This window comes from Sphingobium soli, assembly GCF_020782245.1.
Classification (GTDB): Bacteria; Pseudomonadota; Alphaproteobacteria; order Sphingomonadales; family Sphingomonadaceae; genus Sphingobium; species Sphingobium soli.
The window spans coordinates 15,526-29,846 of record NZ_JAJGNP010000001.1 but is presented as its reverse complement, the minus strand read 5'-3'; the positions used below and the strand labels follow the sequence as shown (position 1 = coordinate 29,846).

Genomic DNA, 14,321 nt, shown 5'->3' with positions numbered 1-14,321 from the left:
ATTGAATGACACTGGTTCCGTAACAAAGCAGCCGCTTTGCCAGCGGGATTAACGTCGGCCCTGGAATTGCCGCAGGAATTCATTGTCCGGCGACAGGATGATGTTCGTCTCGCCGCTGCGTTCGGGCGCGAAGGTATAGCGGTAGCTCTGCATGGCCCGGTAGAAATCGTAGAATTGCGGGTCCTTGCCATAGCTTTCGGCATAGATGCGGGCAGCGTTCGCGTCCGCTTCGGCGCGGATGATCTGCGCCTGCTTGGCGCCTTGCGCGCGGATGGTCAGCGCCTCCTGCGACCGGGCGGTGCGCATCCGGTTGAACGCGCTTTCCAGCGGCGCGCCATCGGGCAGGTCGGCCCGCTTGATCCGCACGTCGACGATCTGCGCGCCATATTGCCGGGCGACGCGATTGAGGCCGGCCTCGATATTGTCCATCACCTGGCCCCGCTCAGGGCTGAGAAGGGCGGCAAAGGGGCGCTTGCCCAGTTCGTTGCGCAAGGCCGAACCCAGGATCGGCCGCAGCGCGTCGCTCACCCGTTCCTCATTGCCCGCTGCGATATACATACGCAGCGGATCGACGATGCGGTATCGCGCGAACGCATCGACCTGCAACCGCAGCTGATCGGTCGACAGCACCTGCTGCCGCTCCATCTCGACCGACAGGACGCGCTTATCGATCCACACGATCTGGTCGACGAAAGGCACGCGCAGGATGATGCCCGCGCCGGTCTTTCCAAAGGGTTCGCTCGCGCGATAGCTGTTGATGATATATTTGGGGTCGCCGAAGCGAACGACCACGCCCTGCTTGGTCTCAGGCACGATCGCGACCGTGCTGCCGACGATGATCAGCAGGACCAGCGCGATGATCGCCAGCGCGACGGGATGACGCAGGAATCCGGGCATCACTGGCCCTCCGTGCTGGATGCTTCGGGCGCAGGCGTCGCCTGCGCGCGCCGCTTGATTTCGGGCAGCGGCAGATAGGGGGTCACGTTGCTCCCCTCGACGATGGTCTTATCGACATCCGACAGGACGCTCTCCATGGTTTCATAATACATGCGCCGGCGCGTCACTTCGGGTGCCAGCCGATATTGTTCATAGACCTTGTCGAAGGCGGCGGCCTCGCCCTGCGCCTTGGCCGTCACCTGCTGCGCGGCGGCGCGTGCTTCGTTAAGGTAGGTCTGCGCGGTCTGCTGTGCGGCCGACACTTCCTTGAACGCGTCATTGACGGCGGTCGGCGGGTCGGCCTGCTTGATCGCGACGCCCTGGATGCGGATGCCTGATTTATAGCCGTCCAATATCTCCTGCATCCGCTGTTCGACCTGCTGTTCGATCGTGGTGCGGCCCGCGCCCAGCGCGTCGTCCAGGCTGACACTCGCCAGCACCGCCCGCATCGCGCTTTCCGCCACTTCGCGCACCGTGTCGTCAGGGTCGGACAGTTGGAACAGGTAGAGTTCGGGATTGCGGATGTTCCAGCGTACCGAATAAGCGAGGTCGATGATATTCTGGTCGCCGGTCAGTACCAGATTTTCGCTTTCCGCGCTCAACGATCCGATGTCGATGGTGCGGATTTCCTCCACGTCCACTGTCGTCACCGCCTCGAACGGGGCCGGCAGGGTCAGGCTGATCCCCGGGGACAGCGTGCGGCTATATTTGCCGACGAAGGTCACGACGCCGCGTTCCTGCGGGCCGATGCGATGCACGCTTGTGAGCAGCAGCCACAGCACCAGGATGATGCCGATTGCGATCGGCCACAGCGCCTTGCCGGCGGCCGAGGGCGGCATGCCGCCAAAGCCGCCATTGCGTCCGCCGCCACCCTGACCGAAGCTGTCGCGACCACGCCGCAACAGTTCTTCGATCGCGGAAGGACCCTTCTGCCCGCCGCCGGTCGGTTTGCCGGGTTGAGTCCAGGGGTTGCGCGGCCCGCCGTCGCCGTCCTTTGGTCCGTCCCCGCCGGGTCCGTCATTCTTGCCCCCCCAGGGGCCTTGGACCATCGCTGTGATCGCGGGCATCCACCCGAAAATTCTTCTCATGACACCCTCTATAGGAAGGCTCTCGCCCGAAAAACAGTGCCAATGGGCGCGAAACTTGCCTACAGCGCGTCGGCATGACCGATCTTGACGATTTCGCCGCCCGCCTGAAGACCCTGACCGATGGCCGCGCCAGCACGCCGCGGCTGCGCGACGGGGTGATGATGCTCTCTCTCGACGTGGGCGGCCTTGGTCCCGATCAGCGCGACGGGCTGATCGCGGCCATCCGGGAAGGCGGCCTGACCGTGCCCGGCGTCAGCGATGTGCGGATCGCCATGACTGCCGAGCGTCGTCCGCTGCGCATCCTGGTCGTTGCGTCGGGCAAGGGCGGCGTTGGCAAATCGACGCTGTCAGCGAACCTTGCCATCGCGCTGCGCCGCCTTGGCCTGAAAGTCGGGTTGGTCGATGCCGATATTTACGGCCCGTCGCAGGCGCGGCTGATGGGCAGCGAGGATCAAAAGCCGGTCGCCCGCGACAAGAAACTGATCCCCGTCACCGGCGCGATGGGCGTGCCGATGCTGTCGATGGCGCATCTGGTCGAACCGGGCAAGGCGCTGGCCTGGCGCGGCCCGATGGTGAGCGGCGCACTTGGCCAACTGATCGACGCTGACTGGGGCGATACGGACCTGCTGGTCGTTGACCTGCCGCCGGGCACGGGCGACATTCAGCTGTCGATGGTGCAAAAGCACAAGCCTGCCGGTGCGGTGATCGTGTCGACGCCCCAGGACCTCGCCCTCATCGACGCCACGCGCGCCGTCAGCCTGTTCGCGCAGGCCGGCGTGCCGATGGTGGGGCTGGTGGAGAATATGGCGGGCTATGCCTGCCCCCATTGCGGCGAAATTTCCGACCCGTTCGGTCAGGGTGGCGCGGAACGGGAAGCGGCGGCGCTGTCCATGCCGTTCCTGGGCCGCGTGCCGCTCGCCATCGATATTCGCCGCCAGTCCGACGCAGGCGATCCGCCGGCGGCAGGCGAAGGCCCCCATGCCGACGCCTTCCGCGCGATCGGGCAAAAGGTGGCGGCGTGGCTGGACCAGCCCGCCTGATCGGGGCTGACGGGGAACGTCTGGCCGCCTCGTGCATCTTCTGTCTTGACCAGATAAGGAGAAAGCCGTGCCGCTTACCCACCCGCAGGATATTGCCGCGCTGCTGGAGCGCACCCGCACCATTGCGCTGGTTGGCATATCGGATCGGCCGGATCGGCCGAGCTATGGCGTCATGGCCTTCCTTCAGGATCATGGCTATCGCGTGCTCCCGGTCAACCCGCAGTTGGCGGGCGAGCATGTCCATGGCGAATTTGTCTGGGGGCGCCTGTCAGACATCGGCGTGCCGATCGACATGGTGGATATTTTCCGCCGCAGCGAAGCGGCTGGCGAGGCGGTGGATGACGCCATCGCCGTGGGTGCCAAGGCGGTCTGGATGCAGATCGGCGTCGTGAACGAAGCTGCGGCGGCACGTGCGGAGGCGGCTGGCCTGGATGTGGTGATGGACCGCTGCCCCGCCATCGAAATTCCCCGTCTGGGCGTCGCGCCGATCCGCGCCGAATAGCTCTAGGCAGCAGCATTGCGCGCCAGTATCAGGCAGCTCATGGGGCGCGCACCGCGGAAGCAATTGGACAGAGGAAAGGGCCTCGATAGGCGGACGCTGCTGATCGGCGGCGGGGCGGCGGCAGGGCTTTTGCTCGCGTGGGGCGCCTGGCCGCGCACCTACGCGCCCAACCTCGCTGCCGGCCCTACGGAAACCATCGTCAACGCCTTCCTGAAGATCGACCGATCGGGCCAGATCATCGTTGTCGTCCCCCAGACCGAAATGGGGCAAGGGGTAACGACGGTTCTGCCGCAGATATTGGCGGACGAACTGGGCGCGGATTGGCGCACCGTCGCCGTGCAAAGCGCGCCGATAAGCCCACTTTACGCCAATGAGCTGTTAGCGCGCGAATGGCTGGCCAGCGATTGGACCCGGCTGCTGGGCGACGCCGGACGCTGGGCGATCGACCAATATGCGACCCGCAGCGCGCTGATGCTGACAGGCGGCGGCACGTCGATCCCGATGTTCCATGACGCCTATCGCGATGCGGGCGCTGCGGCCCGCGTTCTGCTGTGCAAGGCGGCGGCTGCGCGCTGGAGCATTCCCTGGGAAAGCTGCGACATACAGGAAGGCCTCATTTCCGATGGGGCGCAGCGGCGGATGAAGATCGGCGATGTGGCCGGCGAGGCGATGGCGTTCGACCTGCCGCCGATCCTGCCTTACCGGCAGGGACAGGATGGCCGGCTGGCGGGGCAGGATCTTGCGCGTCTGGACACGCCATCAAAGATCGACGGCACGCATAATTTTGCCGCCGACGTCCGCCTCCCTGACATGGTGTTCGCATCCATCCGACAGGGACCAATTGGCGATGCGACCCTTGCCGGGCTGGACGATCGTGCTGCGAGTAGCGTCACGGGTTTCCTCAAGCTGGTGAAGCAGGATCGCTGGGTCGCCGCGGTGGCAAGCAACTGGTGGGCGGCGAACAAGGCGCTGGACCTTGCCGACCCTGTTTTCACCCTGCGCGGGACAGCGGTCAGCAGCGAAGGCATCGACGCTGCGCTGGAGGCGGCATTTTCCAAATCATCGGGCCGCCGTCTCTATGCGCAAGGCGATCTGGAGCCGGTCTTCGACGGCGCGACCATATTGGCGAGCGAATATCAGGTCGATGCTGCCCTTCATCTCGCGATCGAGCCGCCCTGCGCCACCGCGCGCGTCACGGAGGGCGGCGCGGAAATATGGATGGCTACCCAGGCCCCCGGTCTGGCCCGCGATGCCATCGCCGATGCGCTTGGCCTTTCCCGGGACGCGGTAACACTTTATCCGCTCCATGCAGGCGGGTCCTTCGGCCGGGCGATGGACTGGGATGTGGGCGTTCAGGCCGCAATGATCGCCCGTGACATGGGGCGACCGGTGCAACTCCTATGGTCGCGGCTGGAAGATGTCATCCAGGATCGACCGAGCGCGCCGGCGCGCGCGCGCATGGCCGCCAAGGTCGGGCGCAATGGCGCGATCGAAGGCTGGCTGGCAAAGGTCGCCGCGCCCTGCGCGATGACACAGACATGGGCGCGCATCGCCGACGGCAAGCTGCCGCATGAAGCCGCGCAGGACGGGGCCGAAAGTGCGAACCGGCTCGCCGTCGCGGGCATGGTGCCGCCCTACGCCATTCCCAATTGGGCGATCGATCATTATCCGGCCGATGTCGGCCTGCCGCTTGGCTTCATGCGCGGCAATGCGCGTCTGCATGGCACCTTCTTCACCGAAAGTTTCATCGACGAACTGGCGCATCTTGCCAATATCGAGCCCATGTCCTTCCGCATCCAGATGCTGGGCGGCAATCCCCGCCTGGCGCACTGCCTCACCACCGCGGCCGCGATGGGGGGCTGGCAGGGCGGCGTGGCCGGCAGCGGGCAGGGGATGGCGGCGCACATGATCAACGGGGCCTATGCCGCCGTCATGGTGGAAGCGTCCATGTCGGGTGACCGGCTTTCGGTCGGCCGGATCATCGCCGCCGTCGACGCTGGCGATCCGGTGCATCCCGATATCGCCCGCCAGCATATCGAAAGCGGCCTTGTCTTCGGCCTCGCCTTCGCAACCGGCGCATCAGTTTCTTATGCGCACGGCCTCCCGACCCGCGCTATCCTGGGCCGAATGAACCTGCCACGATTGGCCGACATAGGAGAGGTATCCGTCGAGATGATCCGCAGCACGGCCGATCCCGCCGGCACCAGCGATCTCGTCGCGCCGCTTATGGCTCCCGCCATCGCCAACGCCCTTTATACATGGACTGGCCAGCGCATCCGCAGCCTGCCCCTTGTAGGAACGCCATGACCCCGCCAGCCGATCATCCCGTCATCCCCGCGCCAATGGTGGGTGTGCTGCTCATCAATTTAGGCACGCCGGATGCGCCAGACCCTGTTTCGGTCCGCCGCTATCTGGCCGAATTTCTCTCCGACCGGCGTGTCGTGGAAATTCCGCCATTGCTGTGGCAACCGATCCTGCGCGGCGCGATCCTGACGACGCGGCCGAAAAAATCGGCCCACGCCTATCAACAGGTCTGGATGACGGAAGGGTCGCCGCTCGCCGTCTACACGCGCGCCACTGCGCAGGCGCTTCAGGATGCTATGGGGGGTGGAGTGCTTGTCGACTGGGCAATGCGCTATGGCAATCCCGCCATCGGCGAGCGGCTGAAGGCGATGAAGCAAGCCGGGTGCGATCGTATATTGCTGGCGCCGCTTTATCCGCAATATAGCGGTGCAACGACCGCCACTGCCAATGACGCGGCCTTTGCGGCCCTCGCAAAGATGCGCTGGCAACCGGCCGTGCGCACGCTGCCGCCCTATCATGACGACCCCGCCTATATCGGCGCCCTGCGCCGCTCGATCGAAGGGGCCATCACCGCCTTGTCCTTCCGCCCCGATGCGCTGCTCGCCAGCTTTCATGGCATGCCCGAACGGACGCTGAAACTGGGCGACCCCTACCACTGTCATTCGGTCAAGACCGCGCGACTGCTGGAGGAGGCCTTGTCAATACCGGTCCATATGAGTTTCCAGTCGCGCTTCGGGCGGGCCAAATGGCTTGAGCCTGAGACCGAAGCAACACTGGCCAAATTGGTGCACGAAGGTGTCCGAAACATTGCCGTGGCAACACCAGGCTTTTCAGCGGACTGCCTTGAGACGCTCGAAGAGATTGCCATGCGCGCAAAAGAGGCTTTTTTGGCCGCTGGCGGGGAAAATTTCGCCTATTTGCCCTGTCTAAACGCATCCGCGGAGGCTATCACCCTTTACCAGAGGCTTATAGGCCGCGAACTTTCGGGTTGGATGGACTGACCCCTGTTTGGAAGAGGACGCTGATATGTCGAGAGTGGCGATCGTAACCGGCGGTACGCGGGGCATCGGGGAGGCAATCAGTCTCGCGCTCAAGGAAATGGGCTATGCCGTCGCCGCCAACTATGCCGGCAACGACGAAAAGGCCAAGGCGTTCACCGACAAGACCGGCATCGCTGCCTTCAAATGGGACGTGGGCGACCATCAGGCGTGCCTCGACGGCTGCGCGCAGGTCGCCGAAGCGATCGGGCCTGTCGACATCGTCGTCAACAATGCCGGCATCACCCGCGACGGCGTGCTCGCCAAGATGAGCTTCGACGACTGGAATGAGGTCATGCGCATCAATCTTGGCGGCTGCTTCAATATGGCGAAGGCCTGTTTCGGCGGCATGCGCGAAAGGGGTTGGGGCCGCATCGTCAATATCGGTTCGGTTAATGGCCAGGCGGGTCAATATGGCCAGGTCAATTATGCGGCCGCCAAGTCGGGCATCCATGGCTTTACCAAGGCATTGGCGCAGGAAGGCGCCAAATGTGGCGTGACAGTCAATGCCATCGCGCCCGGCTATATCGACACCGACATGGTCGCGGCCGTACCTGCCCCTGTGCTGGAAAAGATCGTCGCCAAGATCCCGGTCGGCCGGCTGGGGCAGGCCCATGAAATCGCGCGCGGCGTCGCCTTTTTCTGTAGCGAGGATGGCGGCTTCGTGACCGGCAGCACGCTGTCGATCAACGGCGGCCAGCATATGTATTGATGGACATGGGCGACCTTGACGATCCTCACGGGTCGCCCTTCGCCCCGCCGGTGAAGCGGAGCGTCACCATCGCCGGCCACCAGACCGCCATCAGTCTGGAACCCATATTCTGGGACGCGCTACGCCGCGCGGCCGACGACGGATCCGTTCCCGTCAACGCCCTGATCGCGCGGATCGACCTTGCGCGCATGGCGGCCGATCCTGCGCCCAATCTGGCGAGCGCAATCCGCTGCTGGCTGTTTCGGCGGCTGGCGGCAATTGGTGATAAGAATTAGTTGCAATAGCATTTGACTATAAGAACGATTCGCAATAGCAGCCTCCTCGACAATATGGGGGAGACTATCCATGTCCAAAATCGCATCCACCTCTTTTCTTGCGCTCGGCTGCGTCGGCGCTCTGGCCTTTTCCGGTGCCGCGCAGGCGCAGGCGCAGGCGCAGGGGGATGAAACCGCCCGCAAACTGGGCGGAATGACTGTCACCGACACCGCTATCGACGAGCCTGCGATCAAGGTCGACAAGCCGGAATCACCCAAATATGTGCGCCCGCTGCTGGACATGCCGCAGACGATTACCATCGTCGGCAACCAGACCATCCAGAAGCAGAATTTGCTGACCCTGCGCGACGTTTTGTCGACGATCCCCGGCATCACCTTCGGCGCGGGTGAAGGCGGCGGCGGCTATGGCGACAATATCAATCTGCGCGGTCAGAGTGCCAATACCGATATCAGCATCGATGGGGTGCGCGACAGCGCGCAATATAGCCGCACTGACCCGTTCAATATCGAACAGATCGAAGTCACCAACGGCGCCAATTCCGTTTATGGCGGGTCCGGAGCGATGGGCGGCAACATCAATATCGTCACCAAGCGGCCCAAGGGCTATGATGAGACGCTGGTTCAGGGCGGTATCGGCACGTCGGACTATTATCGCGCGACGGTCGACAGCAATGTGCGCGTGTCCGACTTCGCGGCCGTGCGGCTCAATGCCATGTATCATGAAAATGACGTGCCGCGCCGCGACGTCGATCGCTACGAACGTTGGGGCGTTGCGCCCTCTGTGAAGCTTGGACTTGAAGGGCCAACCTCGCTGACGCTGCTCTACACCCATCAGGAAGATCAGAACACGCCGCTATACGGTGTGCCCTATTACAAGAATGCCTTTCACGACGGTATTCTGCCCGGCGTGCCCTACAGCGGCTATTATGGCTATCGCAATCTGGACAAGCAGGACCAGACGATCGATCAGGCCACCGCGATCTTCGATCATCGCTTCAGCGACGTCTTTTCCATCCGTAATCTGTCGCGCTGGCAGCGGGTTGAACAGGAGCTGATCGTCAATCCGCCACAGGGCGATTATTGCCTGGCCAGCGGTCTGCTGGCGAATGGCGATCCCTGCTCGGATACGCAGGTGCCCGGCACCTATTATCCTCGAGGACCACGGGGCGGCTTCCGCAATACCGAGAACCAGACCCTCTACAACCAGCTTGATCTGACCTTTGCCATTCCAGGTGGTCATAGCTTGGTGATCGGCACGTCCGCGTTGCAGGAAGATTACACGCTCGACAGCGGTAACGTGCTGCGCAATGTCGGTGGTGCCTTGCCCAACCCGACGCTCGATCCGATCGACATTAGCAATCCCGATGCCATTTATACCGGGCCCGTCAATCCGATCCGCACCCGGCGCGATGACGGCGACCTGTTCAACGTCGCCGCCTATGCCTTCGCAGCGGTCAAGATCGTGGAGCAGGTCGAACTCAATGGCGGTATCCGCTGGGAGCATAATCGCGCCCGTTTCCGGTCAGACAGCATCGCGACACCGGCGCTTGGCGGCGCATATAGCGCCGGCGCGCGGCAGCAGTCCACGGACGACCTCTTTTCCTACCGCGTAGGTCTGGTGTTCAAGCCTGTCGACTATGCCAGCCTGTATGTCGCTTACGGCAATTCGAAGAACCCGGTGAGCACCACCGTGCGATCGGGCTGCGGACTTGCCGATGAAGGCAATAACTTCACCGACCCCTGCAACATCAAGCCTGAACAGGCAGTCAATTACGAAATTGGCGGCAAGATCGATTTGTTCGACCGCCAGTTGCAATTGAGCGCGGCGTTGTTCCGTAACGAGCGCACCAACTACCGGGTCACCTCCAATGACCCGTTGGTCGGCGATCTGGCCGTCAATGACGGACGCAACCGGGTCAATGGGGTGACGCTGGGCGCCACTGGCAACATAACGCCCGCCTGGACGATCTTCGCCAATTATACCTATCTGGACACCAAGGTAATCCAGAGCATTTCCGATTATCAGAAATCGCAGGGTGTGGTCGATCTTCAGGCCGGCAACCCCATGACGAACAATCCGAAGCATTCGGGCAGTCTGTTCACGACCTACACGCTGCCGTTTGGGCTGCAACTGGGCTATGGCCTGACCTATCAGGGCAGCTGGTATCTTTCCAATGCGACTGGTGCGCCGATGTACAAGACGGACGATTATCTGGTCCATCGGGCGATGCTCTCCTATCCGGTCACGGAAAGTCTGACTGCGCAGCTCAATGTCCAGAATTTCACCAATGAGAAATATTTCACCAGCGTACGCAACAATGGCTGGGCCAATCCAGGGGAGGGGCGGTCCTGGGTCCTGACGCTCAATTACAAGATTTGACGTAGGTTTGGGCCGCGAGCGGCGGATCAATTGGCCTTGGCTCGATCCGCCGCCCCATTTTGTTGGCTTGCAAACGCCGCAATTGATTCGCATTAGTCTTCGCGCTATCGCGGGCTGACGGAAAGGGAGGCGCTGTCATGCTGCAAGCGGCAAGCGAGCCGAGCGATACGGACGATGTGGCGATCATCTGCGAGCCAGTGGTGAACGTCGATAGCGTTCGGACCATGTCGCAACGGTCTGTGCCGGGTGAACGCTACGGAGTCCGTTCTCGTCCGAATGTGCCCGTGATCATTGCGATCCTGTTGATCCACATCCTGCTGATCGGCGCGCTGGTGCAGATTCGCAGCCATGTTACCAAGGCGCAGGACGCGTCACTGACTGTCGTCAACCTTAGTCCGCCACCCCCGCCGCCCGCTGAGGAAGCGCCGCCCCCGCCGCCGTCCCGGCCCGAAGTGGTCGCGCCGCCGCCGATCGTGCAGACACCGGTGCCGCCGGCACCCCAGATACGCACGACACCGGACGTATCGCCTCCGCAATCTCCAACACCGGTCGCGATCGCCGTTCCTGCTCCTTCGCCGGTCGTCGCCGCGCCGGTCGCGGCGCCCAGCCTAGTCCAGGGGGGCGACCTTGGCGCGCAGATGATTGCCGGCAAGCCGCCCCGTTATCCGGTTGAAAGCCGTCGCAAGCGGGAGCAAGGCACTGTTGTCTTGACCCTGACATTGGGTCTGGACGGTGCGGTTGAAAATCTGGTCGTTACGCAGAGCAGCGGCTTTTTCCGGCTCGACAAGGCTGCCAGCGAAGCCGTGCGCGGCTGGCGCTGGAAGCCGGTGCTGCGCAGCGGCCAACCGGTGCGCGTGCGTGGCGTCGTGGAAATCCCCTTCATCCTGCGGACCGACGCCGCCTGACGGACAGCCCTTCACCCCATGCTCATCCCCATTCCCGACCTACTCGACGCTGCCGGCGTTGCCGCCATTCGCGACTTGATCGACGCCGCCGATTGGGTCGATGGCAACATCACCTCCGGCCACCAGTCGGCCCTCGCCAAGCATAATCTGCAATTGCCCGAAGACAGCCTGGCCGCGAAGCGAGCCGGCCAGATGATCCTCGACGCACTCGGACAATCGCCACTGTTCATCGCGGCGGCGCTGCCGCTGCGCATCTTTCCGCCGCTGTTCAACAGCTATGCGGGTGGGCAATCCTTTGGCGTCCATGTCGACAATGCCGTGCGCATTCAGGCCGGTACGGGCTTTCGCGTGCGGTCTGACCTGTCCGTTACCGTGTTTCTGGAACCGCCCGAAGCCTATGAGGGTGGCGAGTTGACGATCGAAACCCAGTTTGGCGTGCAGCAGGTGAAGCTGCCGGCCGGGCACGCCGTCCTCTACCCTTCATCCTCGCTCCATCGTGTGGAGCCGGTGACAAGCGGGCGACGGGTTGCCAGTTTCTTCTGGCTCCAGTCGATGATCCGCGACGATGCGGCGCGGCAGATGCTGTTCGACCTGGATCGCAGCGTCCAGGGTATCGCCGCGCAGCTGGGGCAGGATCATGTGGAAGTTATCCGCCTGACCGGCGTCTACCATAATCTGCTGCGGCGCTGGGCCGACGTCTAGGCCGCGCGCGGCTCAGATGTCCTGCGCGATGCGGCCATACAGGTCCGGCCGGCGATCGCGAAAGAAGCCCATGCCCGCGCGATGGATGCGCGCGCGTTCCAGGTCGAGCGTTGCGACCAGCGCACCATGGTCCTTCGCATCCGCTTCCGACACATAGTCGCCCCATTCGTCGCTGATGAAGCTGTGGCCGTAGAAGCTCTGGCCGTCTTCCTCACCAATGCGATTTGCGGCGATCACCGGCATGCAATTGGACACGGCATGACCGATCATCGCCCGCCGCCACATGCGGCTGGTGTCAAGGTCCGCATCATAGGGTTCGGAGCCGATGGCGGTAGGGTAGAAGAGCATTTCGGCCCCCATCAACGCCATGCACCGTGCGGTTTCGGGATACCATTGGTCCCAGCAGATGCCGACGCCGATCGTGCCGTACCGCGTCTTCCACACCTTGAAGCCGCTATTGCCAGGCCGGAAATAATATTTCTCCTCATAGCCCGGCCCGTCGGGGATATGGCTCTTGCGATAGACGCCCATGATCTCCCCCTGATCATCGATCATGGCGAGCGAGTTATAATGGTGGTGGCCGTCGCGCTCGAAATAGCTGGTGGGGATATAGACGCCTAGCTCTTTCGCCAGCTTGCGCATGTCCTGCACGGCGGGGTGCTCGTCCGTCGGCAGCGCGTTGGCGAACAGCGCTTCGTCCTCCACGCGGCAGAAATAGGGGCCTTCGAACAATTCCGGCGGCAGGATGATCTTGGCCCCGCGCATCGCCGCCTTGCGCACATGATCGGCGACCAGAGCGATATTGTCAGCCCTGTCGTCGGAAAAGGAGAGCTGAAGTGCGGCGACGGTAACCTTGGTCATTCTGTTTCCCGATAGATCAGAGCGATGGCATCTGCTGGCTGCAGCAATGAAAGCTGCCGCCGCCAGACAATATGGCGTCGCTGCGCAATCCTACAATCTCCCGACCCGGAAAGAAGGCGCGGAAGGCGTCGAGCGCCGCCTGGTCGTTGGGCTGGCCATAAATGGGCACGATGACAGCGGCGTTTCCGATATAGAAATTCATGTAGCTTGCCGGAATCGGCTCGCCATCGACCAGCACAAGCCCGGGCGAGGGGACATCCACTACCTCCAGCCCGTAAGCCTGTGCGCGGGCGCGTGCGTCAGCGTAGATGGCGGCATTGGGATCGTCCGGGGTCGTGGCGACGGGAAGAGCCAGAACGCCCGGCGCAACGAAGCGCGCCAGATTGTCGACATGCCCGTCGGTATGATCGTTGCGCAATCCGTCGCCCAGCCACAGCATGTCCGACAGGCCCAGGCTTCCCGCCAGCAATGTTTCGATCTTCCCGCGATCGAGGTCGGGATTGCGATTGGGGTTGAGCAGGCATTGCTCGGTCGTCACGAACAGGCCCGTGCCGTCGGTGTCGATCGCCCCGCCTTCGAACACCCAGTTTTGCGTCGATGTGGGAAGGCCGGTGGTCGCCGCCAGCCGCGCGCCGATATCCTCATCGCCCGGCATTTGATATTTGCCGCCCCAGCCGTTGAAGCCGAAATCGACCAGCGCGCGTCCGCCTGTGCCGTTCAGGACGGCGATCGGCGCGGTGTCGCGCAGCCATACGTCGCCGAGGTTCGCGACAACGATGCGGACAGATGCATCGACCATTGCGCGGGCGGCCTTTGCGTCCTCTTCATGGGCGACGACCAGCCGCACCTGCTCGCCCTTGCCGCCGCAATGCAGGGCGTTGGTAAAGGCGGCGATCTGCTGGCGTGCGCCATCGAATGCGCCGGGCCATTCGGCAGGGTTGGTCGGAAAGCCGATCCAGGTCCAGTCGTGCGGCGCCCATTCGGCGGGCATGCGGAAGGTCATGTGCAATATCCTTGCCCGGCCTGACGCGCCGGATCATGATGGGTCGGAAAGGGTGCGCGCTCCATAACGCGCGATCACGGATCTGGACAGAGGGTTGCGATGATGAAGGCGGGTATCCCGACAGTGGCGATGGCCTTGCTGCTGTCGCTTTCGCTGTCGGGCAAGGCATGGGCGGACGAACTGCCCGAATGGCTGACTGGCGAATGGGTCCAGCAGCGCGGCGATCGCTGGGCGGAAGAAGTGTGGACGCTGCCGCGCGGCGGCACGATGATCGGCGTTGGCCGCAACGGGCGCGGCGAAAGCCTGCTGGGCTGGGAGGTCATTCGCATCGTCCGCGATGGGGCGGGCGATGTGATGCTTTATGCCGCGCCCGACGGTGGACCGGCAACGCCATTCACGCTGGTCGAACAGGGCGTGCGCGACATCAGCTTCGCCAACCCCGATCATGAGTATCCCCAACGCATTCGCTACTGGCGAGAAGGGCGGCTGTTGATGGCGGAAACGTCGCGAATGGATGGATCGCAGACCCAGAGCTGGACCTATTCCCCGGCCGGGAAATAGGTCCTCTCCTCTGGC

The 14,321-nt window shown here is 63.4% G+C and carries 14 protein-coding genes; 10 read left to right on the top strand and 4 right to left on the bottom strand.

Annotated elements, in window-relative coordinates; translation table 11 throughout:
* Positions 1 to 48 precede the first annotated feature (48 nt).
* Entirely contained in the window at positions 49 to 897 is an 849-nt protein-coding gene (gene hflC, locus LL253_RS00125) for a protease modulator HflC (RefSeq protein WP_009822195.1), read from the bottom strand.
* Entirely contained in the window at positions 897 to 2,024 is a 1,128-nt protein-coding gene (hflK, locus tag LL253_RS00120; RefSeq protein WP_228222758.1) for an FtsH protease activity modulator HflK, read from the bottom strand. The genes hflC and hflK overlap by 1 nt, the downstream gene beginning before the upstream one ends.
* Before the next feature lie 74 nt (positions 2,025 to 2,098).
* Here hflK and LL253_RS00115 point away from each other — a divergent pair, with 74 nt between their 5' ends.
* The 9 genes from LL253_RS00115 (at position 2,099) to LL253_RS00075 (ending at position 11,881) form a co-directional block, all read left to right on the top strand.
* Positions 2,099 to 3,064: an Mrp/NBP35 family ATP-binding protein gene (locus tag LL253_RS00115; protein ID WP_323133382.1), complete on the top strand. Its 966-nt coding sequence runs from the start codon at positions 2,099 to 2,101 to the stop codon at positions 3,062 to 3,064.
* A 67-nt stretch (positions 3,065 to 3,131) separates the two neighbouring features.
* Positions 3,132 to 3,566, top strand: coding sequence for a CoA-binding protein (locus LL253_RS00110; RefSeq protein WP_009822192.1), 435 nt, complete (start codon positions 3,132 to 3,134; stop codon positions 3,564 to 3,566).
* 39 nt (positions 3,567 to 3,605) lie between these two features.
* Positions 3,606 to 5,873, top strand: a complete 2,268-nt coding sequence (locus tag LL253_RS00105) for a molybdopterin cofactor-binding domain-containing protein (protein WP_228225770.1) — start codon at positions 3,606 to 3,608, stop codon at positions 5,871 to 5,873.
* Entirely contained in the window at positions 5,870 to 6,871 is a 1,002-nt protein-coding gene (hemH, locus tag LL253_RS00100) for a ferrochelatase (protein ID WP_228225769.1), read from the top strand. The genes LL253_RS00105 and hemH overlap by 4 nt, the downstream gene beginning before the upstream one ends.
* Before the next feature lie 25 nt (positions 6,872 to 6,896).
* Positions 6,897 to 7,619 (top strand): acetoacetyl-CoA reductase, encoded by a 723-nt coding sequence (gene phbB, locus LL253_RS00095; RefSeq protein WP_228225768.1) that lies wholly within the window; start codon positions 6,897 to 6,899, stop codon positions 7,617 to 7,619.
* Positions 7,619 to 7,894, top strand: coding sequence for a ribbon-helix-helix domain-containing protein (locus tag LL253_RS00090; protein WP_228225767.1), 276 nt, complete (start codon positions 7,619 to 7,621; stop codon positions 7,892 to 7,894). The genes phbB and LL253_RS00090 overlap by 1 nt, the downstream gene beginning before the upstream one ends.
* A gap of 70 nt (positions 7,895 to 7,964) precedes the next feature.
* Complete coding sequence (locus LL253_RS00085) at positions 7,965 to 10,274, top strand: TonB-dependent receptor (RefSeq protein ID WP_228225766.1); 2,310 nt, start codon at positions 7,965 to 7,967, stop codon at positions 10,272 to 10,274.
* Positions 10,275 to 10,411: 137 nt separating this feature from the next.
* A complete protein-coding gene (locus LL253_RS00080; protein ID WP_407696071.1) occupies positions 10,412 to 11,179 on the top strand; it encodes an energy transducer TonB in 768 nt (255 codons plus the stop codon).
* A gap of 18 nt (positions 11,180 to 11,197) precedes the next feature.
* Positions 11,198 to 11,881 (top strand): Fe2+-dependent dioxygenase, encoded by a 684-nt coding sequence (locus LL253_RS00075; RefSeq protein WP_009822185.1) that lies wholly within the window; start codon positions 11,198 to 11,200, stop codon positions 11,879 to 11,881.
* A gap of 12 nt (positions 11,882 to 11,893) precedes the next feature.
* On the opposite strand, the gene aguB is transcribed toward LL253_RS00075, so the two are convergent.
* Complete coding sequence (gene aguB / locus LL253_RS00070; protein ID WP_228222766.1) at positions 11,894 to 12,742, bottom strand: N-carbamoylputrescine amidase; 849 nt, start codon at positions 12,740 to 12,742, stop codon at positions 11,894 to 11,896.
* Positions 12,743 to 12,758: 16 nt separating this feature from the next.
* Positions 12,759 to 13,745, bottom strand: coding sequence for an agmatine deiminase family protein (locus LL253_RS00065; RefSeq protein WP_228225765.1), 987 nt, complete (start codon positions 13,743 to 13,745; stop codon positions 12,759 to 12,761).
* A gap of 99 nt (positions 13,746 to 13,844) precedes the next feature.
* On the opposite strand from LL253_RS00065, the gene LL253_RS00060 reads away from it, so the two are divergent.
* The gene (locus LL253_RS00060) at positions 13,845 to 14,306 is read left to right on the top strand and encodes a DUF6265 family protein (RefSeq protein ID WP_228225764.1); all 462 of its coding nucleotides are present in this window, start codon (positions 13,845 to 13,847) and stop codon (positions 14,304 to 14,306) included.
* The last annotated feature ends 15 nt before the right edge of the window (positions 14,307 to 14,321 follow it).

Bases quoted from the DNA above. Each gene is read 5' to 3' on its own strand.
- hflC (WP_009822195.1), bottom strand. From the start codon at position 897: ATGCCCGGATTCCTGCGTCATCCCGTCGCGCTGGCGATCATCGCGCTG.
- hflK (WP_228222758.1), bottom strand. From the start codon at position 2,024: ATGAGAAGAATTTTCGGGTGGATGCCCGCGATCACAGCGATGGTCCAA.
- LL253_RS00115 (WP_323133382.1), top strand. From the start codon at position 2,099: ATGACCGATCTTGACGATTTCGCCGCCCGCCTGAAGACCCTGACCGAT.
- LL253_RS00105 (WP_228225770.1), top strand. From the start codon at position 3,606: ATGGGGCGCGCACCGCGGAAGCAATTGGACAGAGGAAAGGGCCTCGAT.
- hemH (WP_228225769.1), top strand. From the start codon at position 5,870: ATGACCCCGCCAGCCGATCATCCCGTCATCCCCGCGCCAATGGTGGGT.
- phbB (WP_228225768.1), top strand. From the start codon at position 6,897: ATGTCGAGAGTGGCGATCGTAACCGGCGGTACGCGGGGCATCGGGGAG.
- LL253_RS00090 (WP_228225767.1), top strand. From the start codon at position 7,619: ATGGACATGGGCGACCTTGACGATCCTCACGGGTCGCCCTTCGCCCCG.
- LL253_RS00085 (WP_228225766.1), top strand. From the start codon at position 7,965: ATGTCCAAAATCGCATCCACCTCTTTTCTTGCGCTCGGCTGCGTCGGC.
- LL253_RS00080 (WP_407696071.1), top strand. From the start codon at position 10,412: ATGCTGCAAGCGGCAAGCGAGCCGAGCGATACGGACGATGTGGCGATC.
- LL253_RS00075 (WP_009822185.1), top strand. From the start codon at position 11,198: ATGCTCATCCCCATTCCCGACCTACTCGACGCTGCCGGCGTTGCCGCC.
- aguB (WP_228222766.1), bottom strand. From the start codon at position 12,742: ATGACCAAGGTTACCGTCGCCGCACTTCAGCTCTCCTTTTCCGACGAC.
- LL253_RS00065 (WP_228225765.1), bottom strand. From the start codon at position 13,745: ATGACCTTCCGCATGCCCGCCGAATGGGCGCCGCACGACTGGACCTGG.
- LL253_RS00060 (WP_228225764.1), top strand. From the start codon at position 13,845: ATGATGAAGGCGGGTATCCCGACAGTGGCGATGGCCTTGCTGCTGTCG.